This window comes from Cellvibrio sp. PSBB023, assembly GCF_002007605.1.
Taxonomy (GTDB): domain Bacteria; phylum Pseudomonadota; class Gammaproteobacteria; order Pseudomonadales; family Cellvibrionaceae; genus Cellvibrio.
Genome location: NZ_CP019799.1, coordinates 4,651,022 through 4,677,946, shown reverse-complemented (window position 1 = coordinate 4,677,946; position 26,925 = coordinate 4,651,022). Strand labels below are relative to the sequence as shown.

Annotated in this window: 21 protein-coding genes; 8 read left to right on the top strand and 13 right to left on the bottom strand. The window is 47.1% G+C overall.

The window, feature by feature from the left end:
- The first annotated feature begins 461 nt into the window (after window positions 1–461).
- Both B0D95_RS20165 and B0D95_RS20160 read left to right on the top strand, forming a co-directional pair.
- Complete coding sequence (locus B0D95_RS20165) at window positions 462–4,052, top strand: ATP-binding protein (protein WP_078045548.1); 3,591 nt, start codon at window positions 462–464, stop codon at window positions 4,050–4,052.
- A gap of 12 nt (window positions 4,053–4,064) precedes the next feature.
- Complete coding sequence (locus tag B0D95_RS20160; RefSeq protein WP_078045547.1) at window positions 4,065–4,976, top strand: response regulator; 912 nt, start codon at window positions 4,065–4,067, stop codon at window positions 4,974–4,976.
- 132 nt (window positions 4,977–5,108) lie between these two features.
- On the opposite strand, the gene B0D95_RS20155 is transcribed toward B0D95_RS20160, so the two are convergent.
- The 5 genes from B0D95_RS20155 to B0D95_RS20135 form a co-directional block, all read right to left on the bottom strand.
- A complete protein-coding gene (locus B0D95_RS20155; protein ID WP_078045546.1) occupies window positions 5,109–5,897 on the bottom strand; it encodes a hypothetical protein in 789 nt (262 codons plus the stop codon).
- 461 nt (window positions 5,898–6,358) lie between these two features.
- Entirely contained in the window at window positions 6,359–7,363 is a 1,005-nt protein-coding gene (locus B0D95_RS20150) for a hypothetical protein (protein WP_078045545.1), read from the bottom strand.
- A gap of 275 nt (window positions 7,364–7,638) precedes the next feature.
- A complete protein-coding gene (locus B0D95_RS20145; RefSeq protein ID WP_078045544.1) occupies window positions 7,639–10,260 on the bottom strand; it encodes an AAA family ATPase in 2,622 nt (873 codons plus the stop codon).
- Window positions 10,261–10,687: 427 nt separating this feature from the next.
- On the bottom strand, window positions 10,688–11,581 hold the full coding sequence (locus B0D95_RS20140; RefSeq protein ID WP_168172499.1) for a sugar phosphate isomerase/epimerase: 894 nt from the start codon (window positions 11,579–11,581) through the stop codon (window positions 10,688–10,690).
- Window positions 11,582–11,629: 48 nt separating this feature from the next.
- On the bottom strand, window positions 11,630–12,091 hold the full coding sequence (locus B0D95_RS20135; protein WP_078045849.1) for a GNAT family N-acetyltransferase: 462 nt from the start codon (window positions 12,089–12,091) through the stop codon (window positions 11,630–11,632).
- Between the two features lie 59 nt (window positions 12,092–12,150).
- On the opposite strand from B0D95_RS20135, the gene B0D95_RS20130 reads away from it, so the two are divergent.
- Window positions 12,151–12,621 (top strand): DTW domain-containing protein, encoded by a 471-nt coding sequence (locus B0D95_RS20130; RefSeq protein WP_210403657.1) that lies wholly within the window; start codon window positions 12,151–12,153, stop codon window positions 12,619–12,621.
- 2 nt (window positions 12,622–12,623) lie between these two features.
- Here B0D95_RS20130 and B0D95_RS20125 read toward each other — a convergent pair whose 3' ends face one another.
- Entirely contained in the window at window positions 12,624–13,031 is a 408-nt protein-coding gene (locus B0D95_RS20125) for a GNAT family N-acetyltransferase (RefSeq protein ID WP_078045543.1), read from the bottom strand.
- Between the two features lie 2 nt (window positions 13,032–13,033).
- Window positions 13,034–13,648, bottom strand: coding sequence for a CPBP family intramembrane glutamic endopeptidase (locus tag B0D95_RS20120; RefSeq protein WP_078045542.1), 615 nt, complete (start codon window positions 13,646–13,648; stop codon window positions 13,034–13,036).
- A 186-nt stretch (window positions 13,649–13,834) separates the two neighbouring features.
- Between B0D95_RS20120 and B0D95_RS20115 the strand changes: the two genes are divergently transcribed.
- Together B0D95_RS20115 and B0D95_RS20110 are read left to right on the top strand one after the other, a co-directional pair.
- The gene (locus tag B0D95_RS20115) at window positions 13,835–14,734 is read left to right on the top strand and encodes an aspartyl/asparaginyl beta-hydroxylase domain-containing protein (RefSeq protein WP_078045541.1); all 900 of its coding nucleotides are present in this window, start codon (window positions 13,835–13,837) and stop codon (window positions 14,732–14,734) included.
- Between the two features lie 94 nt (window positions 14,735–14,828).
- A complete protein-coding gene (locus tag B0D95_RS20110) occupies window positions 14,829–15,728 on the top strand; it encodes an aspartyl/asparaginyl beta-hydroxylase domain-containing protein (protein WP_210403656.1) in 900 nt (299 codons plus the stop codon).
- A 79-nt stretch (window positions 15,729–15,807) separates the two neighbouring features.
- On the opposite strand, the gene B0D95_RS20105 is transcribed toward B0D95_RS20110, so the two are convergent.
- The 4 genes from B0D95_RS20105 to B0D95_RS20090 all read right to left on the bottom strand — a co-directional run bounded on the left by B0D95_RS20105 (window position 15,808) and on the right by B0D95_RS20090 (window position 18,893).
- A complete protein-coding gene (locus B0D95_RS20105) occupies window positions 15,808–16,356 on the bottom strand; it encodes a pyridoxamine 5'-phosphate oxidase family protein (protein WP_078045539.1) in 549 nt (182 codons plus the stop codon).
- A gap of 18 nt (window positions 16,357–16,374) precedes the next feature.
- On the bottom strand, window positions 16,375–17,475 hold the full coding sequence (locus B0D95_RS20100; protein ID WP_078045538.1) for an aspartyl protease family protein: 1,101 nt from the start codon (window positions 17,473–17,475) through the stop codon (window positions 16,375–16,377).
- Between the two features lie 26 nt (window positions 17,476–17,501).
- A complete protein-coding gene (locus tag B0D95_RS20095) occupies window positions 17,502–17,984 on the bottom strand; it encodes a glutathione peroxidase (RefSeq protein WP_078045537.1) in 483 nt (160 codons plus the stop codon).
- 90 nt (window positions 17,985–18,074) lie between these two features.
- Complete coding sequence (locus B0D95_RS20090; protein ID WP_078045536.1) at window positions 18,075–18,893, bottom strand: DUF1080 domain-containing protein; 819 nt, start codon at window positions 18,891–18,893, stop codon at window positions 18,075–18,077.
- A 251-nt stretch (window positions 18,894–19,144) separates the two neighbouring features.
- On the opposite strand from B0D95_RS20090, the gene B0D95_RS20085 reads away from it, so the two are divergent.
- The gene (locus tag B0D95_RS20085) at window positions 19,145–19,678 is read left to right on the top strand and encodes a DUF3833 domain-containing protein (RefSeq protein WP_078045535.1); all 534 of its coding nucleotides are present in this window, start codon (window positions 19,145–19,147) and stop codon (window positions 19,676–19,678) included.
- Here the strand turns inward: B0D95_RS20085 and B0D95_RS20080 are convergent.
- Window positions 19,665–20,822 (bottom strand): transglutaminase domain-containing protein, encoded by a 1,158-nt coding sequence (locus B0D95_RS20080; RefSeq protein WP_078045534.1) that lies wholly within the window; start codon window positions 20,820–20,822, stop codon window positions 19,665–19,667. The genes B0D95_RS20085 and B0D95_RS20080 overlap by 14 nt on opposite strands.
- A 418-nt stretch (window positions 20,823–21,240) precedes the next feature.
- Between B0D95_RS20080 and B0D95_RS20075 the strand changes: the two genes are divergently transcribed.
- Both B0D95_RS20075 and B0D95_RS20070 read left to right on the top strand, forming a co-directional pair.
- Window positions 21,241–22,104, top strand: a complete 864-nt coding sequence (locus B0D95_RS20075) for an ABC transporter ATP-binding protein (protein ID WP_078045533.1) — start codon at window positions 21,241–21,243, stop codon at window positions 22,102–22,104.
- 92 nt (window positions 22,105–22,196) lie between these two features.
- Window positions 22,197–24,725 (top strand): EAL domain-containing protein, encoded by a 2,529-nt coding sequence (locus B0D95_RS20070; protein WP_149867958.1) that lies wholly within the window; start codon window positions 22,197–22,199, stop codon window positions 24,723–24,725.
- On the opposite strand, the gene B0D95_RS20065 is transcribed toward B0D95_RS20070, so the two are convergent.
- Window positions 24,713–26,866, bottom strand: coding sequence for a TonB-dependent siderophore receptor (locus B0D95_RS20065; RefSeq protein WP_078045531.1), 2,154 nt, complete (start codon window positions 26,864–26,866; stop codon window positions 24,713–24,715). The genes B0D95_RS20070 and B0D95_RS20065 overlap by 13 nt on opposite strands.
- Window positions 26,867–26,925: the final 59 nt, after the last annotated feature.

Sequence of the window (26,925 nt, the reverse complement as noted above, 5' to 3'; positions counted from 1 at the left end):
AAACGCGTTACTAAGGTGTTGGTAATCAAGTTACCGATTGTGTTTTTGTTGCGTCCACTGAGCTGGTATTTACCACCGAGACATTGCCCTGAAGCGGGGCAATCTCTACGTGAGCCAATGTAAGTCTGAGGGGCTTGTACCGCCATTCGATAAATGACACAGAGCACTACGTCATTTAACGCATAGCTAACAAGCAAAGTTGGTACAGCAATTGAAAGACAATAAAAGCAGGAAGGATGACCCGCAGGGGCCGTGATTGAAGAGCATAAGAATACCGGCAGAATCCCTTATGCAAGACAGGATGTGCACGCGGCGTGCACCAAAACAGACAGGCAATGCGCAGTCGCGCCCGAAAATAATGCAGTGAAAAAATCATCGGTATCAATACCGCTACAGCGCACTCACTATTTCATTCGTAAATTCCATGTTCCCGGACGAACTGCTGCTTTCACAGGTCTGCCATGACAGCCAAACAACATATATTTCGTGTGCGCCGCAATTACAACCAGTGGGTCGCCAACCAGACACTGGAGGATTACGCACTGCGCTTTACCGCTAAAAGTGCACGGCGATGGTCTGCTGCGCGCGTGGCAACCACCGCCCTAGGTGCTATCTCCTTTCTCGCCCTGGAGGCCATCGGCGGTGCGATTACCCTGCATTACGGTTTTGATAATGCCGTGGCTGCGATTCTCGCCGTCAGCAGTATTATTTTTCTCACCGCCATTCCCATCAGCTACTACGCCGCCAAATACGGTGTGGATATTGACCTGCTAACGCGCGGCGCCGGTTTTGGTTACATAGGTTCAACCATCACCTCGCTGATTTATGCCTCGTTTACGTTTATTTTTTTCGCGCTGGAAGCGGCCATTATGGCCATGGCTCTGGATTTATTATTTGATATTCCCCTCGCCTGGGGATACCTGATCAGCTCGGTAGTGATTATTCCACTGGTAACACACGGCATTACCTTTATCAGCCGCTTTCAATTATGGACCCAACCCCTGTGGTTAACCCTGCAGCTATTGCCCTTCATGTTTATTATTTATGCCGATGCCAGCGCGGTAGAAAGTTGGACCGCGTTTGCAGGTACTCCTCCGCTTGATGCAAATACAGCGGCTCTTAACGGAAGCACAGCATCTGCAGAATCACTCGCTGCGGCAACACCGGCAACGGGTGTCAGTATTTTATTGTTTGGTGCAGCGTCCGCCGTTATTTTTTCATTGATCGCACAAATTGGTGAGCAAGTCGATTTTTTGCGCTTCCTGCCTGAACCAAATGCCAAAACACGCTGGCGCTGGTGGGCCGCATTAATCGCCGGTGGGCCGGGCTGGATTGTGATTGGCGCAATCAAAATTTTAGCCGGTTCATTTCTGGCGGTACTCGCCTTGAATCACGGCATCGGCATGGAAGAAGCTGCCGACCCTACACGCATGTACATGGTGGCCTTTACCTATATCACCAGCTCACCAGAAGTAGCCCTGTCGGTCGCCGGAATTTTTGTGATTTTAAGTCAGCTAAAAATTAATGTGACCAACGCTTACGCGGGCTCCATCGCCTGGTCAAATTTTTTCTCGCGCTTAACCCATAGTCACCCGGGCCGCGTAGTCTGGTTAGTCTTTAATGTGGCCATCGCGCTGTTATTAATGGAACTGGGCGTATATCGCGCACTGGAACAAACCCTGGGTTTTTACGGTATTGTCGCCGTCGCCTGGTTGGGTTCACTGGTGGCCGATCTGGTGATTAACAAACCCCTCGGCCTCAGCCCCAAGCACATCGAATTTAAACGCGCACACCTGTACGACATCAACCCGGTGGGTGTTGGCTCCATGTTAATCGCTTCGGTCATGGGCATTGTGTGTCATGCCGGCGTATTGGGCGATATTGCGCAAGCACTGTCCCATTTTATTGCACTCGGCCTCGCGTTAATTTGTGCCCCACTGATTGCTATTGTGACACGTGGGCGCTATTACCTTGCACGTCCCGTCACCAGCATTAGCGATGTTGAACAACTGCGTTACCACGCCCATCGCCAGGCTACAGTGTCCTGCTGCATTTGCGAGCACAAATTTGAATATGAAGATATGACTTATTGCCCGGCTTACGCCGGAGACATCTGCTCACTCTGCTGCTCGCTGGATGCTCGCTGCCAGGATTACTGCAAACCCGATGCAGGCTATGTGCATCAAGTCGGTAATTTTTTAAAGCGATTTTTACCTGACTCCATTGGCGACAATATCAACTCCCGTTTGGGGCATTTTATTATTTTAGTAGTAGTGATTAATGGGCTCTCGGCCATTTTATTATCGCTCATTTATTTTCAAACCCCCATAGATGCACCGGAAACAGCGGCACTACTGGAAGCCACCTTGTGGAAAGTCTTTTTCCTGTTGGTGATTATTACCGGTGTCGTGAGCTGGTTATTTGTATTAGCCCATGAAAGTCGCGTAGTAGCGCAAGAAGAATCACAGCGGCAAACCCGCTTGTTGATGGAAGAAATTGAAGCGCATGAACGTACCGACCGCGCACTGCAAACGGCCAAGGAACAAGCAGAAGCCGCTAACCTTGCCAAAAGTCGCTACCTCACAGGTATCAGTCATGAACTGCGTTCGCCGCTGAACGCGGTACTGGGTTATGCCCAACTGTTGGAAAAAGCCAGCGATATTCCCGCTTCGCGCAAAGATGCGTTGGGCGTTATTCGTCGCAGCGGTGAACACCTTGCCGATTTAATTGAAGGCTTGCTGGATATTTCCAAAATTGAAGCAGGCCGCTTGGATTTGCATCAGGATCAAGTGCGTTTATCACTCTTACTTGAGCAGTTAGTGCATATGTTCCGCTTGCAAGCGGAAGCCAAAGGGCTGGAATTTATTTATGAATGTCAGGATCGCCTGCCAGAATTGGTGCGCACCGATGAAAAACGCCTGCGGCAAATTTTAATTAATTTGTTATCCAACGCGGTGAAATACACCAATAAAGGTAAAGTCGTTTTTAAATTGCGCTACCGCAGCCAGGTAGCCGAATTTACTGTCACCGATACCGGCGAAGGTATTGCCGCAGAAAATATGGAGCGTATTTTTCGCCCCTTTGAGCGCGTACATCGCCCGGGTTCTACCGCAACGGGAACCGGCTTGGGCCTAACGATCACCCGCCTGCTCTGTGAAATTATGGGCGGTGATATTGCCGTCACCAGCAAACTTGGGCAAGGCAGTCAATTTAAAGCCAGTTTAATGTTAGCCAGTATTACCAACCCGCAACGTGAATCCATTACCGCACCGGTGCAAACCATTTACGGTTACCAAGGTGCTGTGCGTCGCCTGTTATTGGTCGATGATGATGCGAGTCATCGCCAATTAATGCGCGCCATGCTCAGCCCGCTCGGGTTTGACATTATCGACATGGACAATCCCCTGGCAGTCGTAACGCGCTATAAGGATGAAGTAGCACAAGGCACAGCGCCGGATTTAATTATGCTGGATGTATCCATGCCGGAAATGAGCGGTTGGCAAGTCGCGGAACAATTGCGCGCGCAGGATTATCATGGCCCCATACTCATGGTCTCCGCCGATGCCAGCGAAGGCAAAGAGCATTTAGCCAATACTCACCATGCGCAAGAGCCGCAAACCGATGCACCACAACCACCTTTGCACAACGCCTATGTGATAAAACCTGTGCGCTTACCGCTGCTGTTGGATCATATTGGCAGTCTGTTAAAACTCACCTGGTGCTATGAAAAAACAACATCACCCACAGCGGTTCAATCATTTACGCCTGCGACTGCACACAGTAGCGAGCAACAGATTATTGCCACTGACACGCATCACTCACAAACCCAACAATTATCGATTACGGATGAAGCGCTACAACAGTTAAAACAGCTGGCCGCTATAGGCCACAAAAAAGGCTTGTTAGAACATATCCAACAATTACAAAACAGCAGTCACCATAATAAAGATTCACCATGGCTACAGCAGTTACAACAACTCAGTACCCACTTCCAGTTTGAGAAAGTCATTGAACTGATTGACGATTACTGCGCAGCCGAACTCACTCACTAAACGGAGACCAAAATGATCAGCAATAGCAATGTGGTACTCGTGGTTGATGACTCTATTGATAGCATTCATATGCTGAATGATGTTCTGGAGGATGCAAAATTTACCGTCCTTGTCGCACTGGAAGGCGCACAAGCATTAACCATCACCCAAAATATTCGCCCCGATATTATTTTGCTCGATGCCATCATGCCTAACATGGATGGCTTTGAAACCTGTAAACGGTTAAAACAAAATCCACAACTGGCCGATGTACCTATTATTTTTATGACCGGGCTTAGCGATACCGAACATATCGTTATGGGATTGGGCGCAGGCGGCGTGGACTATATTACCAAGCCGATTAAAGCCGACGAATTAATTGCGCGCATGCAAGTCCATCTGGCAAATGCACGCATCACCCAAAGTGCACGCGCCGCACTGGATACCGCAGGCCAATATTTATTAACCATCAACGCGCAAGGCCATTTAGTCTGGGCCACACCGCAAGTCTACCAACTGCTCGACAACTCCGGCGCAACACAAGACTCAATCGCACTCACACCAGCAATCACCCAACAGCTACGCGACTGGATCAGCCACAAACCCGAAACCGGCAGGCAATTATCATTACAACAACTCAGCACCGAATTATCGGTAGAAATGCTCAACCTGATTGATGGCAAAGAATACTTACTACGCCTAACCCCCGCCCACAAACCCGCCGACGACACCCAATCACTCAAACAACAATTCTCCGTCACCGGCCGCGAAGCCGACGTATTGCTATGGATAGCCAACGGCAAAACCAACCGCGAAATAGGCCAAATCCTGGAAATGAGCCCACGCACAGTGAATAAACATTTGGAACAGATATTTAAAAAACTGGGCGTAGAAAACAGAACCTCCGCAGCAGCCGTGGCTATCAGATGCTTAGCGCGGGGTTGAAGTCTATTGCTTGGGAGATTTGAGCGTATGTTTTCAAATAGTAGGGCGACTTCGCGAAGCAAGCCGCCGAGGGGCGGCTATCGCCAAAAGCAGACATTGTTGCTGGCCGTTAAAATTATAATACCATTAGTATCATGAATGATTGATGGAATTTCCAACCCGATAAATACTGATTACTCCACAAACGAAATGCCAATGCCCAAAACGTGTATAGGCGGGACAGCCACTTTCATCGACCTCGTTAGCAGCTTCGAGAGAGGGATATAAATTACTTTCTATGGTCAGAATCTCAACTTTAAAATTAAGAGCATTATTTTTTACAGTTAACCAATTACAAATATCGCGGAAATACATCTCTTTATTTTGACAAAAATTTAACCCCTCACCTTCCAATACACTAACGTCATCGCGCAGATAGAATGTAAAACCTGAATACTCAACTCCATAGCCATTAAACCCAGCAACAAAATCAATATTTCTTTTTAAATCTTTCACAACCTCTTTATAACTAGCATTGTACAGCTGTTTATCTTCCCTAAAATGAAGAAATCCTTTATTTTCAATGACCCCAAATGGCAATTCGCAAATTGACCTTCCTTTCCAAGCCAACGTGATATCTACGTTACCCTTGCGAACTTTTGACTCTTTTTTATGGCCGCGCCTATTTCCTTTTATTAAGAACAACGGTAAAAGCGATTTTATCCAAATAGACCGAGTTTTTTCCTCAGCTCTAATAGTCAAAATTTCACTAAATTGATTGTTTTCAATAAAGTCTGAAAAAGCATAGCAAACTGCGGCTGTAGTTAGGTACTCGGGTTTAATTTGATCATCTCGTTCGCCCGTCAAAATGAAGTTTTTCAACCAAGCATCACAAAGACCTTTTTTAATTGTATTGTGAATATCAATAACTTTTAAATCCATATACCTTGCCTTGATGTTAGCTGTCGAAAAACTATATTTTATTCCGCCTTCGGCTGAGATTGCGTAAAAACTAAAAAACTTTCGAGCGACTAGGTTTTATTGGCAATAAATTGTTCTGCTTTCACATTCCTATTCAAATGCTTTCTAATTTGTAACAGTTGAAATCTTTAGAATTCAAGTAGCAACGCGTTTTTGGTTCATTGTAAAAACCTAAAATTTAGTTTTTACACAGTCTCGGCCAATAGCGCAACTTCGAAACCGCTCAAGGGCGACCTGTTAATTTGTGTTTGAAATTGACTCAATTTGCGTTTAATACTGCCCCTGAAGAATAAGCATAAAGCACGATCCTAGCTCGATGTTTCAATGTTTTCCATGGATCAAAATTCATGTCAAAGTGGGGCTATGTTGAGCGCAAATAAACAATCTGCTGTTTATATCATTCTGATCCATGAAAATTTTTTTCAAAAAAATAGAAACTTATTTTTCGTCATTTTAACTTTTACTTTCTTTCTGCTTTTTCCTGTTAAGAATTTCTCAAGCTCGGGCTGAAAATGTGTCTCATGGTGTAACTTGTCGATATGAATTGATTTTTCCAAGGAAATCTTAGTGTACCGGTCACTTCCGCCTCTAAATAGTGGCGACAAAAGGTGGTGAGCCCACTCGACCTCCCATACAAAGTGCGAGAAATTGCCAGTATGAACATAATTGTTACACCACTTATTGATTAGTGATAGAAATTCAAATTTAATAGGTGCCTTTATAAGTTTCCTTTTTTCTTGGTCAATACAAAAATCAAGTAATTTATTCACTCCAATTATTGCTTGACTGCCATCATCATATTCGAATCTATCTACACCTATAGTTTGAAGTATTTTTGTCTCAATACATTGCCTTAATAAAATTATTGTTGTCGGTATTGTCGGAGTGTTGTAATAGATATAATTTCGTAATAAATTTTTTGAAAATTGAAATATTTCCATATCTGGAGATTGCAGCGACCTTCTTCCGCATTTTCCAAAAAGCATATGAGCATCAAAGAGTAGAGTTGAATAAAAATAAACTTCTCCCTCATAGTATGAAGTATTGTAAAGATTATTAATTTTTGTGAATTTTTCTTTCACTCTTTCTAGACTTTCCCTGGCGGCTATAAGGGCAACTTTAGGCTCAAATACATCACTAAATATAGATCTCGCCATATCTTCATCTGGATAAGATTTTGGCCAACTATTGACGGAAATTTCATTATCAATTTTTGACAAAATATCAGTGTGTAATTCATCTAATTTTTTTGAGAATGAATCTAAACCTATTGTGTAGCTCCTCATTAGTTGAGAGGTATGAGAGGGAAAGTTATTAATCAAGCTAATGTCATTCTCTACTTTTTCTTTAAAATATTCATCTACTAATTTCCTATCAATTTTAAATTTACCTATCAAGTCATCGTAAGGTATAAGTCTAGTCGCCACAATGGATTCCTCTGCTAATTATTGAATAAAGAATTGTGAAAGATAGTTTAAGTTTTACCAATCAATTCCCTCTATTTCACCCAAAGAAAAATGTTGTTATCCATCAGGCATCAGTATTCCACCGTAACTCATATTTTTTTGATTTAAGGTCAATGAAACCGTATTAGTCGTAGGTAATTTAATTTTTTCATAAAATCTACATTCTAGCTAAACCACTTATCTGCTTTTCACATGGCACCGTACATAACCAAAAGGCAACGTTAGAACTCACACTCTTATGCCAAGGCAAAGTCCAAGGATTCTAAATTTACAATAATTTCTTCAACGGTATGCCTGTCGAACTCTGCGCGGTCATTTTCTTCGTGTGTACCTTTATTCAAATATCGCCATTCTCTTGACTCTCCATTTAAACCCAGCAATGCGTCAAGTGGAGAAAATATAAAATTTTTCTGAGGATCGGTAAAGTTTCCGCTATTGATTTTGCTTTTCAATTGTTCAGCAAGATTTCGCAACTCTATAGGTGCTTTGGCTGAGCGCAGTTTCAAACTCAGATTTCCATCGCCATGCCGATGAACATACTGCCAAATCTTTCCTTTGGTAAGAACTTCTAATGCTTGGCGCGCTTTTGCTAAAGCATCTCTAATTTCGTTGCGATCGATGTGAATGCGAGCAGCTAGAATATAATTCCGCGGTGCACTATTAAAATCGACTCGAATATGTGACTCATTCAAGCGAGGCAAAAAAGTAAATGACCGAGTTTGAAGAGCCACTTGTGCTGACAAAAGATTATGAATATCTTTAAAAAATTCCTCTCCATGGCAGGTTAGCAATATCTGTTTTTCAGAGAAGTATTGGTCCTCAAAAAGAGTTCGCCTAATCGATTCTCTATGATCATCATCAATTGCATTTACCGGATCATCAAATATTACTAGTGGAGCATTTTCTTTAATATTCTTGGCAAGCAGAATAGACAAGCCAAGGCATCGTATATGCCCTTCACTTAAAATATGTAAAGCATCATAAAATCTGGCTGGGTTGGTCTGAAATGAAATTTCCATATGCTGATTCTGGGCTAAAGGTAGCTTTATTTGCTCCAAGCGCTCCCCAGCAGAATCATTTCTATTAAATGCGTTATAAAGTTTTACTACCATCTCACCAAGGTCTGCAACTAACTGAGAGGGAAGATTATTAAAGTAACTATTTAATTTTTGCACAAAAGAATAATATGCAGAAACGATAGTTTGATTCTTAGCAAGGATCGATTTTTCTGCTTCGACATCGACAATGAGTTGTGAATTTTCACTATTAAAATTACTAATCAATTTCTGCGAAGCTGTAATTGCAGCACTGCTTGTTTGCCTTCGCGTCTGAAGAATTGTAATTATACGTGAATACTCACGCAGCCTATGCAGCTCAGAATTTTTTTTACTTCGCTGCGATATCACCTGATCAATCTGTTTATCAAACTCCTCAAGCTGCTTAACTTGAGAGGACAAATGTTGCCAAGGAGTAAAGCCATCTGGAAGCTTGACAAGGAGAGAATTCCACCAAGCAATCTCAGGCAGAGAGTTGGTGGATATATAATAATTTTGAAGAGGGTTATTCTGTGGATACCATGTCAAACATGTATTTACTATTTGTGAGAGATTAAAGAGTAATTGTTTTGTAGTGTGTTCAATTTGCTTAGCAGCTTGTTGAGTTAAAGCTAGCTGCTGGAGCTTTTGTAGCTCCTCGTTCGCAAAATTGTATGGGTTTGTCTTAACTTGACTAAGTGGTGTTTTGCAGGCCGGGCAATGATTTGGGCTACTTTGTTGAACTTGAGACACAGCTTCATAAAGTTGTCTGAAAGATACTTGCTTGCTTTCAGAAGCAAGCTCTTGCTGCTTTTTTACTAACTCCGCAATGTTAACAACGATACTATTGCCTAAATTTTCTAATAGAGCAGTTGATAGGCTACTCTTTGCGGATATGGGCTGCTGAAGCTCAGATTCAATTCGCTGTATTAAACCCGGCGTTTCATTATCACCGTTTAGTTCGAATACCATCTGATTAAAGTTAGCTTTTTCTCGGTATTGGCTGGCGAGACTTTGTTCCTCTTTTGCGATTTTCTCTAATTCATCTGTATTCGACTTGATTTGCTGCTCTTCCCCAGAAAGTGCTTGGCGCTTTTGTGTAAGTAATGCGGCTTTTACTCCAGTCAAGTCTATATATCGAGTATCAATTTCGGTCGTAAAATTTCGAACAAATTCAGTAAAAGATTCTAATCCGAATAAGGTGGATATAAGCTCTGTTTGCTTAGCTGGTGCTTGAGCTGCGATACGAGAGAAACTGTCAATACGGTTTTTTTCTACAAAGCAAAACCGATAAGCAGCCTCATTTGGTGTGATTGCTATTTCATTATTTTGGTTATCAAAAGCGCGAATATCTGGTGAAACGAAAAAGTTCACATAGGCATTTTTTAAATAGGACTGTTGATCACGAAAGCGTTTGCTTTCAGCCTCAACTACATTGCCCAGCAACCCATATTCTAGGGCCTCACAGAAACTTGACTTGCCTGTTCCGTTGGGACCGTAAATCAGTACTAACCGACTTGTAAGATCAAAAACCTCTTGGCGAGCAAAACCACGAAATGGTCCAACAGACATACTTTTTAACTTGGAGATTTTCGTTATCTGCTCTCCAATATTTTCAGGTAAAGGCTGAATCACTGAGCTTGCTGTATCCCATTTTGCCTGAGCCAAAGAAACAATCTTACGAACTCGCTGACCTTGGTGAGTTGTTAATGGTATAAGCACCTCCAAATTCGCTAGAACCAAATTAGCTATTTTTCGAACGTTGTCGGGCGTAGCTTGATTGTTAAGAGTTTGTAGGAAGCGAAGATATTCAGCTTTAATCATAAAAAATCCCTTTATTTAATTGGCCTTATGAACAAATTTTTTACCATAACAATCCCATTTTCTCTGAAAATTTTTGCAAACTTGATTGAGAGTTAATCCCATTAAAAGCACGAGTGTGCGTGAATACATGTGCCCCCCATGCCGAGGAACATGTCAAAGTCCGCTTTGGGCACACTGCCGATCTTTAATCTGTTGCGGTTCGTAAGCTCACCAGCAACCTACCTTGATTGTGCCATTGATCAAGAGCGGCAAACAGTCGATCTTCAATCTGTTGCTCGCAAACTCAGTCTACGCGACCCGCCGCAACCTACGGAAACTCATGACAACTACAACGCTTATTACACTGAAGTAAATTGCAAATCCATTACGCAACATAACACACACATTCACAGACTAGGCAGCATCGAGCGTATAGGATTAGAGTGCCTTAAATAATTTTTTGTAGATGCTTCACAAAATAATCAGCGTTGTCAGCAGCACTTTTCATCGGGCTATGGGCATAGTTTCCGCCCTGCTCTAGAAAATAGAATTCCAGGCCGGACTCGGCGTAATCGGGAAGAATCCTGGCATAATCAATAGAACCCTTACCCAGTTCGGTATAGTCCTTTGTAATCTGATCCATATCTTTTATGTGCCACATTACGTATCTCCCAGGCTGTTCTTTGATTAACTCTCTCGGGGATCGCTTGGATGAATGCATTACCCAGTAGATATCCATTTGAAGTTTTACCAAGGCGGGATCTGTTTCTTTTAAAATGATGTCAAAACCGTTTTCACCGCCGTGATCCTGAAATTCAAAACCGTGATTATGGTAGGCAAAGCCAAGCCCTGCCGCATTTACCCGTTCACCGATGCGATTGAGTTTTCCCGACATTAATTTGTAATTATTGATAGTTCTCTGTTCCGGGGCTATCCATGGCCAAGTGATATATTTCATATCCAATACTCGGGCGCCTTCTATGCACTGATCTACGAAACGCATAAGTTCATCATCGGACTTTTCGAGATAAGAAGAAAATCCAAAATGCCCGCTCGAAGCGGTACTCTGCAAATCTTCCAATATATGCTTGAATTCAGAAGACTTATATCCGTAGAAAGTTCCTTTTGTGCCATCAAACCCAAAGGTTTCAAAATCCTCGTAACCCATAGCAGTGACAGCTTTCAATGTGCCGATGGGATCTTTCGTCATATCTTCATTGACGGAGAAAAGCTGAAGACCCATTTTATATTTTGGTTTTTGAGTTGCTGCATAACCTGACATGGGCAGTACGGCTACCGCACCCAATACTCCCATCGCTTCTATAAATTTCCTTCGATTCATTTTTATTCTCCTCAGTGAGTTGTGCATAGACTATACAGCAAGAAGTTTTTAGGCCAACTCAATTTTCATCAAAGTCGCTTCACTACCCCGATAGGATTCCTGTGCCATAAACTGCCACCCCAAGCCTTGGTAAAAGTGGTCCTGGTCGGGGGTAAATAGATAGAGTGGGTTATGCCCCAGTGTTTTTGCGACGGCAACGACCTTATTCACTAGCATCGCTCCGATGCCTTGCTTGCGATAGTCTTCATGCACATACACACTTGCCAACCAGGGCGATAATTCCGGGTGGCTGTCCATGTCACTTTCCACCAGTGCGGCTGTGCCCAATACCCTATCGCCATCCACACAGATATACATGCTCGGCATAGCCACACCAGATAAATAGCGCTGCATGCGTTCAATACGTGTGGCCACACTACCACCCGGATTCAAATAGCCCCACTGTGCATGATGCCATTCGGCAATGGTGGGGATGTGTTCGGGGGCCGATCGTAAATTTATAATTTTCACTGCCAGGTTTACCTCTATTTCATCCATACATTATTGCGTTGACGCCGTACAATAGGCTCATGAACAAACCATTGCATATTATTTTATTAACCCACGAGCGCGAGCTGCACCGGAAAACCAATACCGGTTCAATCGCATTACAACTGGCCAGCGAGTTAGTGGAGCGCATTGTGTGGAGCAGGACGGCGCCGAGCCAACACTTGCTTGAACAGCTCGCCAATCAACAGGCGGTATTGTTATATCCATCCACAGAATCAACCAGGGTAAATATCGCTGATATTGAAACGGTTATTATTATTGACAGTACCTGGCAAGAGGCGCAAAAAATAGTGAATAAAAGCCCTTATTTGCAATGCGCACCTAAAGCAACACTCTCACCCATACAACAATCGAGTTTTGCTTTGCGTCGCAATCAAATTGCCGGCGGCTTGTGCACTATTGAATGCATTATTGAGCTATGCAACATAAAAGGCTTGCATGATACCGCTGAAAAATTAATAGCAGCGTTTGAGCAACACAATCAAAAATAATATTAGCGCATTGTCAGCCGCATCAATTCCATACCGCCCACATCGGCGACAAACCCGAACTGCTGGTAGTAGCTTTGCAGTTCCGGTAAACAATATAGCTCAAGGTGCTTAACACGACTGAGCTTGGGATGTGCTTTTACATATTGCACTAACTGTGAGCCAATTTTATGGCCGCGGTATTCCTGGTTCACTATCACATCGAAAATCAATGCTTTAAAAATACCGTCGGTCAAAACCCGCGTAAAACCAATCAAGGCATTATCGTCATCCACCATTCCCAGGGTAATGGAAGAGCCGGTTAATACGGCCTCTACTTCGTTCAAGGTGCGGGTGTTAGACCACCACTGCTGTAAATAGAGTTGATGCAATTGCGGCACATGATGGGGAGCCAGTGTTTCAATAATTTTCATAGTTACACATCAGAAAAAAAACGATTGCTATCCGCCCGAGGCGGTAAGCCCAACAGGTGGGGGTATTTGATAATCACGCCCAGTGCGATCAAGTCATAAATGGCATGCCACGCAATCACCAACATGGCGCTTTGACTCAGGTAATAGGCAATGCCAAAAACCAGCCCCATCAGCGTTGCGGCAATAAAATAGGCCCAGGACAAAAAGTGCAGTAGCCCGAATATCAGCGCCGGTGCACAAATAGCCAGATAGACCGATACATGATTTGCCAGCCAGGATTGTAAGGCGATGCGAAATAACAGTTCCTCACCTACCCCGGCCAGCAGTGCAACGCAACTGATTTTAAACCAGGAGTAGTCGTGGAAGTGGACGACGAGCCTCTGCATATCGGTCAGTAAACTGGCCGAAAACCGACCACCATAGAGGTAGACCATGTAGATGACGCCGTAGGTCAGGAGCGCGGCTGTGAGTGCCAGGAGCAGATCCACCTTGGGCGAGAATCCCCATAACTGCCACTCTATAGCGACGAACTGCAGAACCACTATACCCACAACCAGAATGACTATCTGACTGACAAGTATTTCAAAAAAACCGAGTTTCTTATTCGTTTTACTCATTATTGCTCCCGCAATGATGATGGGTAGCTTAACGCCGCTCAAAACGTGGGAGCCTTAGCCCAATAACTGACATCCCGGTCGCGCAGTAAAATGCGCGTATAGCCGCGAGCTTATGACAATCCACAGGTTGAATTGCCCAAAGGCACTGGTATTCTTGCCACCTTAATACTACCGGAGCCTCACAGAATGGGATTAGTTGTTCTCGCTATTTTTATTGTATGTGCAATTTACGTGCAAAATCGAGGCAATGTTCAACACGAACACTTCAAGCGCAAACTGTCTGACCATGCCAACTTCCTTGCCCCGCTGAACTGTTTGTTTTACATCTTCGCCAAAGACCGCAATCAGGTTTATATCGACCCCAAGGATTTCCCCGAGTTAAAAGTCCTGCAAGACAATTGGGAGCTGATCCGCGAGGAGGCGCTTAACCTGAACAATTCAGCCCAGATCAAAGCGTCTGCTGATTTGGATGACCTGGGTTTTAACTCATTCTTTCGCACCGGCTGGAAACGTTTTTACCTGAAATGGTACGGCGCCAACCTCAAGTCCGCTGAACAATTGTGTCCAAAAACGGTGGCACTTATTAATCAGTTGCCCAATGTCAAAGGCGCTATGTTCACCATGCTGCCGCCTGGCGCGCGCTTGGTAAAACACCGCGACCCTTACGCTGGCTCACTGCGCTATCACCTTGGGTTGGTCACACCCAACTCTGAAGACTGCTACATTTCTGTGGATGGGCAGACCTATGCATGGCGCGATGGCGAAGCGGTGATGTTTGATGAAACCTATATTCACTACGCCGAAAACAAAACGGATCAAAACCGCATTATTTTGTTTGTAGATGTAAAACGTCCGGTAAATTTCTTTTTGGTGGATTGGATTAACGAAATTTTCTCGCGCATTGTTGTTGCTGGCTCTGCCACAAAAAATTTACCCGGCGACAAAGTGGGCTTTTTAAACCGCGCCTTTAGCACGCTTTATCAGGTTCGTATTCTGGGTAAAAAAATCAAACGCTTTAACAGCACACTTTATTATGTATTGCAGTACAGCCTATACCTCGCACTGATTTATTGGATTTTCTTCTAATTTAGCGATACACCCGAAGCAGTTGGTAAACGGTGGAACAAGCCACGCATAGCTTGTTCCACCCTGCACAAAAATTTCTTATGGAGTTGTAATTATGGGATTAATCGTCTTGGCCATATTTGTTGTGAGCGCCATTTATGTGCAGCAACGCGGTGTGGCACAACATAATCGCTTTGTCCGCAAGGTAACTGATCACGCTAATTTTTTAGCACCGATCAATTGCCTTTTCTACCTCTTCGCCAAAGACCGCAATCAGGTTTTCATTAGCCCGCAGGATTTTCCCGAACTTAAGGTCATTCAGGACAATTGGGAAATGATTCGCGATGAAGCCATCAACCTGAACAACTCTGCGCAAATCAAGGCATCTACCGACCTGGATGACTTGGGTTTTAACTCCTTTTTTCGCACGGGCTGGAAGCGGTTTTACCTAAAATGGTATGGCGCGAATTTGAAGTCTGCCGAGAACCTGTGCCCCAAAACAGTTGCACTCATCAGTGGTATTCCCAGTATTAAAGGCGCCATGTTTACGATGCTGCCGCCCGGCTCGCGCTTGGGTAAACACAGAGATCCCTACGCGGGCTCACTGCGCTATCACCTTGGCTTGGTCACCCCCAATTCTGATGACTGCTACATTAGTGTGGATGACCAGAAATATTCCTGGCGCGATGGTGAAGCGGTGATGTTTGATGAAACCTATATTCACTACGCTGAAAATAAAACCGATCAAAACCGCATTATTTTATTTTTGGATATAAAGCGCCCGGTGAATTTCTTTTTGGTGGATTGGATTAACGAAATTTTCTCACGCATTGTGGTGGCAGGTTCTGCCACTAAAAATATCAAAGGTGACAAGGTCGGCTTCCTCAATCGTATCTTTGGTTTCTTCTATCGCATTAGCCTTATGGGCAAAAAGATTAAAACCATCAATAAACCGCTCTATTACATTTTGCAGTACGGCTTATACATTGGGTTGATTTACTGGATTTTCTTTTAACGGCTGGGATTTCCACAGTAAAAAAGGCAGCAATCGCTGCCTTTTTTATGCGTGTTTACTGCATTCTTTACCTACCGGCTTACCGCACCTTATCAATACCGGTAGGTACGCCATCCAGACTTAGTTGATTTCTCTCGCGCCAATACTCACGCATGCCCTGCTCCCCTTTTTTGGCCGCCCATTGATTTAACTGCTCACGCTCTTCCACATAATCAAAAAATGGCACCGCCATGCCGCAGGAGGTTTGCACCAGGTCAACCTGCATATCAAAAATCTGCCGGGCACCGATATTTGCAGGAAAATGGGCGTACAAGATGTCCCAATCGGCATCACCATAATGAATCGCCCGCGCGGTGCCGTATAACCGCAGAATCATAGGCGCCCCTTCAAATGCAGCGAACATGATGGTCATGCGTGGATGGGTTTGCAGGTGGGCGGCGGTTTCATTGCCACTGCCCGTCACATTGAGCCAAATCACCCGATTCGCATTGAGTACGCGCAATGAATCCATGCCCTTGGGGGAAATATTGACCCGACTGGAATCCGTGGCCGTGCCCACAAAAAACAATTTTTGCCGCGCAATAAAGTCCTGCAACGCAGCTGAAATATCATCGTACCGTTTACCCATAAAATACGTCCTTTTTGTCTATCGTTTACGTAAATGCAGCTCCGCTTTTTCCTGATCGATAAAAAATTCAAACCGGCCAAGAATATCCACGCCGAGCAAACCGTCAAATTGATTGGCATTATCCATGGGCAGGCGGGCGAGCATGTGCTGGGTGAATTCGAGTGATTCCAGCGTCACACTGTTCACCACAAATAAATAAGTATCCACTGAGCCACTGGCGGTATTGAGCTTGATGGGTTTGGTGTTGCGCACAAGGCTGTAATGACGCTCCACAAATGTTGCGGTGAGGCCACTGATGGAGGCGCCGGTATCCAACAATAAACGCGCGGAAAAACCATCGATAGAGACGGGAACTAAAAATTGTTTGCCAAACCGCTGCAGGCCAATGATGACTTCTTCACCGCTCGCGACATTATTCAAACCATCGCCGCTAATTAATAGCAGCAAGGCTTCAGCGCGCGCGCGGGTATTCACTTGATTGGCGGCCATGAGCGCGTGGTACTGCGCCAGCTCTTTGTCTTTTTCATCCAGGTGCATACTGGCCAAACGCAAATGCAATTCGCCATTGTCGGGGGTTAACCGAATCAAATCATTTAGTTGTTGTTTCAACCACGCCTGACGTTCCCCAAACACTACCGGGTTGGAGGCGAGGCGCACTAAATAATTAGCGAGGTATTGCAAACCCACATCGATTTTTTGCGCATCCGTTTCCGCGTTGAAATAGCGAAACCAGATGGCGACGGCTTTTTCATGCTGTCCCTGCTCTTCATAGACTCGCGCTAACAAGCGCATGGCTTCTGCCAATTGTGGATCGGATTGTAAAAGCTGTTCGAGCAGTTGCACGGCTTGACCATAATTGCCCGTTGCCACCCAGCGCGTAGCCTGCTCTAGCGGTGTCAGGGCCGAAGCGCTGGAGTATGACGGAAGGGGCACAGGTGAAATGTCAGCGTCTGCCTCAGCAGGTAATTGAGGCGCAGCTGATGCTACGGCTTCCGCCGCGCTGTAATTGGTAGTCACCACCGGGTTGCTTTGTGGTCGCGTTGAGTGACGATATTCACTCGCATAAAACCCCGCCGCGAACGCCGCCAGTGTGAGAGTCAGTGCAGGAACCAAACGCATGAGTCAAAGCTGCTTGTTACACAGCGTCAGGATTGCAGTTGTGCGAGTATCGCATCCGCAATCGCTTCCGGCTTGGTGATGGGAGCAAAGCGTTTAATGGCTTCGCCGTTGCGGCCAATCAGGAATTTCGTGAAATTCCATTTGATGCTATTGCCCAACATTCCCGGCGCGGCAGTCGTCAACCATTGAAACAGGGGATGGGCATCGCTGCCATTTACATTGACTTTGGCGAACATGGGGAAGGTGACGCCGTAATTGATCTGACAGGTCTGGGCGATCTCCGCCGCATCACCCGGTTCCTGCCCACCAAATTGATTGCACGGGAACCCGAGGATGACAAAACCCTGGTCTTTGTAGGTTTGATAGAGGTTTTCCAAACCGGCATATTGCGGCGTAAAGCCGCACTGGCTGGCAGTGTTTACCACCAGTACTACCTTGTCGCGGTAGTCGGCCATGGACAGGGGTTGCCCCCCAAGGGAATCGGCGGAGAGAGAATAGAATGGGCTCATACGCGCACCTTTTGTGTGGATGAGCCCAGACTGCACGCCTGCCGCTATTTAATCAAGCGCCAGCAGCAGGCGACGGGATCTCATCGCGCATTAATAGGCCGAGGCGGGTTTATCCAAGGCTTTTATCTGGATATTGCGATAAAAAGTCTCAGCCCCTTCGGATTGTATTTGTAACTTGCCACGGTTGAGGGGAACGTATTTGCCATCCACCTTGTGACGGGAATTAAAGCCGCGAAATACTTCGTGCCCATTCACCTTGTGGATCAGGGTATCGCCATCGGCGATGACTTCCATGGTGTCCCACTCGCCACTCGGTTTTTCATAAAGGCCGCGTTTCAACACCCGCGCCGCTATGTCTTTGCGCAGGGGCGCTTTGGGATCGTAAGCATAGAATTTCCAATCGCCAATGTTGGTATCGGTTCCATGCACATCGATAATCACGCCATCCAGGCTGTGATAATCGCCGCTATCGCCCTCTTGCACCTGGAATTCATGGCTGCGCAGCCAGTGGCGGCTCTGGGCACCTTCTGGCCCTACCGCAAAATACAAGAGCCCGCTGTCGCGTGGGGCATCCAACCGTGGCGGCCATTTTTTCTCGCCCCATTTCACTTCAAACTTCAGATGAAAAGCGCCAAATTCTTCCTGCGAAGTCAAACCACCCCACTCTTCGCCCGATACGCGCAACAGGCCGTCCACCACGGTAAATACCTGTTTAGGGTCATTATTGATGCCACGGGGCGTGTGTTTGGATACTAGGTCATGGGCATTGGTCTCCGGCTGAAAACTCACGTAGGGCTGCCAACCGGTGAGATCCTTGCCGTTGAACAGCGAGCGCCATTCACCGGCCTGGGCACTGCTCGCCACCAGCACAGCCATCAGGCTCGCCCATGCAAAAGGGGATAATTTCATTGTGATTCCTCGTTGTCGCTGCTTGTTGTTATGGGATGAACTAGCGCACCTATCGGGAGATAAGACCGACCCGTCGACAGGCACTGCGCAGCGGCAGACTAGAGGCTGAGACGCCCCGAGTCCATATAGGCAAATGGACAATTACAGTCTTTTACCCTAACGCAACAATGATCTTGCATGCCCCCTGCGGCGTATTTATTCATGACCCCTGCATCACCCGGGGATAATTCATTCATTAAAGGCTCAACTCCATGCGCGCCTCTTGGAAATTGCTGTTCTTATCAGGCCTGATCTTTATGCTCTCCTCATGCTCCACCACAACCATTGATGACTATGCCCAGAATTCACCGGTGTTTGATCCCACCACTTTTTTTAATGGCTCACTGAGCGCCCACGGGGTACTCAAAGACCGCAGCGGCAAAGTTACACGTTATTTCAACGCTACGATCAATGCCTATTGGAATAATGGCGTAGGCACGTTGGAAGAGCGTTTTGTGTTTAATGATGGCGAGGTGCAGTTCCGCAACTGGACCTTGACGCCGAACGGCAAAGGCTACAACGCCACCGCTGGCGATGTGATAGGTACCGGCAAGGCCAGCGTTAGCGGCAATGCCATGCAGTTGGATTATGTATTGGAAATTGCCTACAAAGGCTCGCCCTTGCAATTGCACGTTGAAGATTGGATGTGGCAAGTCGACAACAAGGTGCTGCTCAACGAATCCACCCTGCGCAAGTGGGGCTTCAAAGTGGGCAGCATCCAATTGGTGATTGTTAAAAACGAATAGTGTTGAGTTGATATACCTTATCGCGCATGTGCTCAGCGTTTTCACTATCGCCCAGCGCGTCATAAATGGTTACCGCCAAGCGATAAAAGCGTATTTCATCTTTTTCTTTGCCAATCGCCTTGTTAATGAGTGACAGGGCTTTTTTGTAGTCCTGTTGTTCCGTTGCTTCCAACGCAAGCCGGTAGATGTAATAAGGGTTGGCATTGCGATGTTTACGCACGCGCTCTTGATAGTAGCGATACTGCGCCTCATTGCCCGCGTCTTTATACAAACCGGCCAAATTATGCATGATGGTGTAATCGCGCGGGTTCACTTTGAGCCCGTGTAAATAAATGGCTTCAGCCTCGTCAGAAAAACCGAGGCGGCGATAAAAACTGCCGAAGTTACTCCAGATATAACTTTGCGTATCGTTCATTAACAGTGCTTTGCGCAAATACAAAAAGGCCGCTCGCGTATCACCCTCAGCCGCCAGCTCCATCCCGCGATTGGAATAAAATTGCGCGGCGACTAAATCCTTACCAATCACATTTTGTTTGTAGTGCGCCCGAAAGCGCCGCATTTCCAAATCCACCACTATATCGCTCACATCGACCGTGTTTACAGCGCGAATCCAGGTGCGGGGCGTCTGCGGCATAAATACCTTGGCATTGACGTGCCGCATAAATAAATAGGTGTCGCCCGCACGCATATCCCATGTGGGTGGCAACATCACTTCATTCACTTCGGCTTTTAATCCCAGGTGACGCGCCATGGCCACATAGAGCAAGGTGTAGCTCAGGCAATTCGCCTGACGCTGTTCAAACGCATCGATACCGGTATTGGTGGTGTAGGCAGAATAGGTAATGCCGCGTCCGCCCAACTGCACCGATGTCATCAACGCCTGATGCAAGGCTTCAGCTTTTTTATCCGCGGCGGTAATACCTGTGGTCACATCGGTGGCAAAGCGTTTCATTTCCGGTGTGAGATCAAATAATTCGTGCTGCGGTAAATCCGCCGCCGTGAAATGGCGACCGAGAACCAACTCGCCGGATAGCGCTTTGGCAACTGGCCCCTGCTCACTTAAAAAGGGAACTTTTTGCACCACCGAGGAACAACCCCAGAAGCTAAAACACACAGAAACCAGCAAAAACCGCAGTATTTTCATCGTTATTATTCCTTATGATGGGTTTTATTCGTATTGAAGTATAGCCGCTACCTAACCACCTGTGCAGGTATCGCCATTGCTAATGCATTGACTCCAAACAATTTTTTCCGATTAACACCGATCACACTGCACAATCGTTCCACATCCACAACACATGCGCTGCACTCATTGCGTCAATAAAGTGCAACCAATCACCAATACGGAACCCGACGACAGAATCACAATAGCGCGTGCATAGCACCAAAAAAATGCAGTGGGATTTTTTGTGTCCCAGCAATGCGCAAAGGCCTGAAAAACAGCACAAGAACATAGATTTCCTGCGCCATCTCATAGCATGGCCGACCTTGGCATGGTGTTTGAATAGAGGCTAGTAACTGACATTTTTATTGTTAATAGCCTTGCCACAGAGGAATACACCATGAGCCAAATTCACTTGGAATTAAGTAAAGTCGGCATTGAGTTTCCCACCCCCAAGGGGCCTTTTTGCGCACTGCAACATGTCGATTTAAAAATCAAACAAGGCGAATTTGTTTCGCTTATTGGCCACTCTGGTTGCGGCAAATCCACCGTGCTCAATATTATCGCCGGCCTCTACAAAGCAACCCAGGGCGGCGTATTGCTCAATGGTAAAGAGGTCAACGAACCGGGCCCGGAGCGCGCGGTTGTATTCCAAAATCACTCGCTGCTGCCCTGGCTCACCGCTTATGAAAATGTGGAGCTGGGTGTTAAGCGAGTATTTAAGGGCAAAAAAACCAAAGCGGAAATGCGCGAGTGGATTGAACACAATTTGTCGCTGGTGCACATGAGCCACGCGCTGCACAAACGCCCCGACGAGCTCTCTGGCGGTATGAAGCAACGGGTAGGTATTGCACGCGCCCTGGCAATGGAGCCACAGGTGTTGTTGATGGACGAACCCTTCGGCGCTCTGGATGCCCTGACCCGCGCGCACCTGCAGGACTCATTAATGGAGATTCAAACTGAATTGGGCAACACGGTGATTATGATTACCCATGACGTGGACGAAGCCGTACTGCTGTCAGATCGTATTGTGATGATGACCAACGGCCCCGCCGCCACCGTTGGCGAAATTCTGGATGTTCACCTGCCGCGCCCACGCAATCGCCTGGAATTGGCTGACAATGCCGAGTACAACGGTTATCGCTCGGCTGTACTGCGTTTCCTCTACGAAAAACAACGCAAGGTAGAGCCCATCAGCGCCAAACGTACCGACAAAAAACCCGCCAATAAGGACATACAAGCCCCCGCCAAAAGCGTTGCCTGACCTCCACTAAAGCACCCGCCCCGGTCGCGATAAATGCAAAAACCGGGGCGGATTATGCTAGTCTGCGCGCAAAGAAACGCGGAGAGCATAGCGTGCTGAATGATAATAAGTTAAGACAAAATCCCCACGCCTTCATCAGTATCCTGGTCGTCAATAGCGATAGTACCGCGTTGGATGCCCTGCTCACCTGCCTGGAAGATGCCCAGTATCAAACCATTCACGCCGTTGACTCCGCCCAGAAAGCCCTGCGCCTCTTGCGCCACCAACCCATTGACCTCTTGATTGTGGACGTCGACACCCCTGATCTGGATGGCTGGCGCCTGTCACGTTTGGTGCGCAGCGGCATTTTGCACTGCCGCGCCGACATGCCCATTATTATCACCGCCCACACCTGGTGTGAGCGCATTGCCGAAGTCACCGCGCGCGAATACGGCATCAACCAGCTAGTCCCTCTGGATCACCTGCACCGCTTGCCGGGCGTGATTGCGCAGCTCAGCCAGGGCCCGCAACACAGCACACGCAAACCGCGCCTGCTGGTAATTGAAGATGAACCCGATACCTCGGATCTGATCAAGCGGGTATTAGCCACCAATTTCGATATCCAGGTCGCCGATCAAGGCGACACTGGCCTCCATGCCTGGCGCGAAGGCCGCCATGATCTGGTGCTGCTGGATGTGATGCTACCCAAGCTGTCCGGGCGCGATATTTTGATCGACATTCAAGCCACCGATCCCAACCAGCCGGTTGTTATCATGACCGCCCACACCACCATCGATCAGGCGGAAGAATTAATGCTGCTGGGTGCGGTAGATTTTTTACCCAAACCCTTTCGCGCCGATCAATTGCGCCGCGTGTGTGACATCGCTATTCACCGCGAGGACTTTCTGGTCAGCAATGCGCAATTTGCCGCGCGGGTAAAATCGTTGGAAGCGCGCGAACTGGCATTTCGCCAGCTCTATGAAAACCATCACCAATTACTCAACGATTTGCAATCCGTGGTGATGGAACTGGATCTGGATTTTCGCATTCACTATTTGAATCACGCCTGGGAAACCATGTTTGGTTTCAGGGTGGGTGATTGCATCGGGCAAAAGCTGGATCACTTCATCGCCCCAGAAGACATCAGCCAATTTGCGCTGTTTAAAAATAAAATTCGCAAAGCGCTGCAACAGAAAAAACCCTGTCCGGAAATTGAACTCTGTTTCAGCACCAGTCGTCACCAGCGTTTGTGGGCGCAATTAAAAATCAGCCGCTCCACCAAAACGGCAGATCACACCAACCTCACCGTGTGCCTTGATAATGTCACCGAGCGGCGCGAATCCCAGGAGCAATTAAAATACCTGGCCATGCACGACTCGCTCACCGGTTTATACAATCGCCACTTTTTTGAAACCACACTCGCGCAACTCACCGCCGACTCGGTGCGCACCAGTACCCAGCACGCCTTAATTTATGTCGACCTGGATCACTTCAAAGTCATCAACGATACCTTTGGCCACCAAAAAGGTGATGAAGTGCTGCGCGATATGTCGCAACTGCTCAGCCAGCAAATTCGCGGCACCGATATTCTCTGCCGTTTGGGCGGCGATGAATTTGCGATTTTAATGCGCGACATCAGCAGCAGCGAAGCGCGGGAATTTGCACTGAGTGTGCAAGCCATAGTGGCGGCTTTCAGCTTTCCCCTGCAAGAGCAACAGATCAACCTCGGCAGCAGTATTGGCATGAGCCTGATTGATGGCAGCACTCACAACCCGGAAGAACATTTAATGCGCGCCGATATTGCGCTCTACGTCGCCAAGGGGCGTGGGCGCAACCTGATTCATTTGTACAACCCGCTAGACAGCGAAAGTGATGAGTTGCGCCACTCAATTAATATGTCGCAAAAAGTGCGCAAAGCGATTGTGGAAGATCGCATCGCCCTTTACTTCCAACCGATTGTGGATGTAAAAGCCGAGCGCGTCTCCTATTACGAAGCCTTGGTGCGCTTGCGCGAACCGGATGGCAAGATTATCGGCCCCTGCAATTTTATTCCGGCCCTGGAAGCCTCAGGGGAAATGCATTTACTCGACCGCTGGATTATTAAACTCGCCATTCGTCACCTGCGCGATTACCCGGCGCTCAATCACGTTGCGATTAATCTCTCGGCGCAGGCCTTTAAAGATGAACAACTCATGCCGACCATTCTGGCGAGCCTGGAAGAAACCGGCGTAGACCCCACGCGCATTACCTTTGAATTAACCGAGAGCGCCAGCTTGTTTAACCTGCATATTACCCAACGAGTGATTGCGGAATTACACAAATTGGGCTGCAGTTTTTCGGTGGATGATTTTGGCTCGGGCTTTAGCAGTTTTGCCTATTTAAAAGATTTGCCTGCCGACTACATCAAACTGGACGGTTCGTTTATTCAAAACCTGGACTGCGATGAAATTGACCAGACACTGGTGAAATCCATGATTCAGGTTATTCAGACACTGGGCAAAAAAGCCGTTGCTGAATATGTTGAAAATCAGGCGATTCTGGATATCCTGAAAGTTATGGGTGTGGATTTTGTGCAAGGTTATTTTATTGGCCACCCGCTAACGCCGGAAGAAATTACCGCCGCAAAACATCAATCAAATTGATAATTCACTTGCAGCCACAGGCTGCGCCCTTCCAGGGGATAATCCTCCGCAATTTCACCACTGCTGGGCGCGCGTGCATCTTCATCAAACAAATTGCGCGCGGCCAGCGATACATCCACATTGCGCCATAAATTATGGCGGCGCAGGCTTAAACCAACCAGTGTGTAATCGGCAATTGCCGGGCGAGCATCGCCCAATGCACGAACGCGGTCGCTCACCCACTGCAACTGTTGGTTAAGAAACCATTCGGGCGCGAATTCCCAATCCAGCATGATTTTTATTTGTTCGCCCGGCGCATCGGCAACCCGGTGATGAGTGCGTACATCCTGTGCCCGCTGTGTGGAATAACTGCCGCTCATGTGTAATTGTGAAGAGGGTTTCCAGAGCACTTCCCATTCAAAACCGTCACCATCAACATCCAACACATTGTTGGCTTGCTTGCCGACCAGGGTTTCATCCGGCCGCGTAACAAACTCAATCATGTCACGCGCTTGATAACTGAATAGCGTCACAGTGGTTTGCCATTGCGTGTTGAGCAAATAATTAAACGACAATTCCAGAGTATCTATCAACTCCGGTTTCAGTTGGCTATTGCCCAGAGTGACGGGGTTGTTCTGGAAACGTAACTCAGCAAAAGACGGCGCGCGAAAAGCACTGCCATACAGTAATTTGGAGGTCAGTTTTTCACTATTGCTCCACACCAATGCCATGCGTGGATTCACACGGCTGCCCACGTCGGAATAATCGTCGTAGCGCGCGCCCAAGGTAAATTGCAGCTCAGGTGACAGCTGCCATTCATCCTGCAACGAGAGATAACCGATACGGCGCTGACTATCCGGCAAATAGACAAATGCTGTATCGCTCACATCAACCAGAGGACCACCGGGATTGCTAACACCGGGGCCAAAATTTTTGCGCTCACTTGTGGTCAAGCGCTGCTCGCGCATGCCTACAGCAAACCGCAAGCGATGTGCCTGCCAACCGGTGAACAGCGAAATAAAATCCATCTGGCTATCGTGTGCACGGCCACCGGGTTGCCCAATCAAACCATCCGCAAAATAAACAAGCTCGGCATTGGGCGTGAGGCTGAGGTTGCCATCCGCCCCGATCGGCGCCAAAGATCCGGCAGGCAACAAGTGATAATTCACCGTCTCAGCAAATGTCATATGGCTCAAGCGCAGGCTGTTCTGCCACTGACTACTCTCGGGATCAAAGTCGTAGGTTGCATCGGCCATCCATAAATCGCCATCATTGCTGCCATCGGGATCAAGCACCTGGGAGCCACCCGCCCCCAAACCGGCATCCTGACTTTGCCAGTTCCACAAGTTAATGCGCAGTTGCTGCCCCGTCACACTGAGATGCGTATCCAGTAGCTGATAACGCGTCGATAACGCACCGGGGGCATGGGAAGCCTGGGTGCCGAATAACTCATCCAGCGACGTTTGCAAATCGCGGTTAATACGCCGCCCTTTATCGCCCGAGGATTCGCTGTATGCCATGTTCAGCGCAATATCCCAGCCCTGCCACTCACTCGCGCCCTGCAACCACACATCGCGCCCGCCAAAAGAACCGGCGCGCGCGCCTACTGTGGTTTTCTCCAACGCGCTGGCCGTTTTGGTAATGACATTAATGACCGCTGCATAGGCATCAGCACCGTAAACAGCAGAACCCGGTCCGCGAATCACTTCAATGCGATCAATACTGCTAACGGGAAAGCGAAATAAAGTGGGGCGTCCACCCTGCAAACTGAATTGCACAGGTACACCATTCATTAACAGCAGCACTTGTGAATTAAAACCTGTGTGAATACCACGCACGGAATAAAGGATATCCATGCGGCTCAGTGCCGAGGGCGTAACATGAAAACCCGCCAGACTACCAATCACCTCATCCAGCGTGCGTGCGCCCATAGACTCAATTTCAGCGGCTGAAATGACCGAAGCACTGGCGGGGGCATGCTCCAGTGAGGTGTTATTGCCCGTGGCAATCGCAATTTGAACCTGGCCTAATTCAGCGAGGGATAAACTGTAAAAATCCGTTTCCGGCGGTGCGGCCTGCACACCCATGCCAGCTACCAGCAAGCTGAACACTCCTGCCTGTTGTAATTGATATTGCAGTTTATGTTTGCACTTATACATCATGGCAATCCATCAAATATTTATTAGCCTAACGCAAGGTATAGCACAGCTCTTCCGGTTAC

Excerpts from the sequence above, each read along its gene's own strand:
- B0D95_RS20130 (WP_210403657.1), top strand. The coding sequence starts at position 12,151 with ATGAACAAACCATTGCATATTATTTTATTAACCCACGAGCGCGAGCTG.
- B0D95_RS20100 (WP_078045538.1), bottom strand. The coding sequence starts at position 17,475 with ATGCGTTTGGTTCCTGCACTGACTCTCACACTGGCGGCGTTCGCGGCG.
- B0D95_RS20090 (WP_078045536.1), bottom strand. The coding sequence starts at position 18,893 with ATGAAATTATCCCCTTTTGCATGGGCGAGCCTGATGGCTGTGCTGGTG.
- B0D95_RS20145 (WP_078045544.1), bottom strand. The coding sequence starts at position 10,260 with ATGATTAAAGCTGAATATCTTCGCTTCCTACAAACTCTTAACAATCAA.
- B0D95_RS20065 (WP_078045531.1), bottom strand. The coding sequence starts at position 26,866 with ATGATGTATAAGTGCAAACATAAACTGCAATATCAATTACAACAGGCA.
- B0D95_RS20165 (WP_078045548.1), top strand. The coding sequence starts at position 462 with ATGACAGCCAAACAACATATATTTCGTGTGCGCCGCAATTACAACCAG.
- B0D95_RS20120 (WP_078045542.1), bottom strand. The coding sequence starts at position 13,648 with ATGAGTAAAACGAATAAGAAACTCGGTTTTTTTGAAATACTTGTCAGT.
- B0D95_RS20105 (WP_078045539.1), bottom strand. The coding sequence starts at position 16,356 with ATGGGTAAACGGTACGATGATATTTCAGCTGCGTTGCAGGACTTTATT.
- B0D95_RS20095 (WP_078045537.1), bottom strand. The coding sequence starts at position 17,984 with ATGAGCCCATTCTATTCTCTCTCCGCCGATTCCCTTGGGGGGCAACCC.
- B0D95_RS20080 (WP_078045534.1), bottom strand. The coding sequence starts at position 20,822 with ATGAAAATACTGCGGTTTTTGCTGGTTTCTGTGTGTTTTAGCTTCTGG.
- B0D95_RS20110 (WP_210403656.1), top strand. The coding sequence starts at position 14,829 with ATGGGATTAATCGTCTTGGCCATATTTGTTGTGAGCGCCATTTATGTG.
- B0D95_RS20115 (WP_078045541.1), top strand. The coding sequence starts at position 13,835 with ATGGGATTAGTTGTTCTCGCTATTTTTATTGTATGTGCAATTTACGTG.
- B0D95_RS20125 (WP_078045543.1), bottom strand. The coding sequence starts at position 13,031 with ATGAAAATTATTGAAACACTGGCTCCCCATCATGTGCCGCAATTGCAT.
- B0D95_RS20160 (WP_078045547.1), top strand. The coding sequence starts at position 4,065 with ATGATCAGCAATAGCAATGTGGTACTCGTGGTTGATGACTCTATTGAT.
- B0D95_RS20140 (WP_168172499.1), bottom strand. The coding sequence starts at position 11,581 with ATGAATCGAAGGAAATTTATAGAAGCGATGGGAGTATTGGGTGCGGTA.
- B0D95_RS20075 (WP_078045533.1), top strand. The coding sequence starts at position 21,241 with ATGAGCCAAATTCACTTGGAATTAAGTAAAGTCGGCATTGAGTTTCCC.
- B0D95_RS20155 (WP_078045546.1), bottom strand. The coding sequence starts at position 5,897 with ATGGATTTAAAAGTTATTGATATTCACAATACAATTAAAAAAGGTCTT.
- B0D95_RS20085 (WP_078045535.1), top strand. The coding sequence starts at position 19,145 with ATGCGCGCCTCTTGGAAATTGCTGTTCTTATCAGGCCTGATCTTTATG.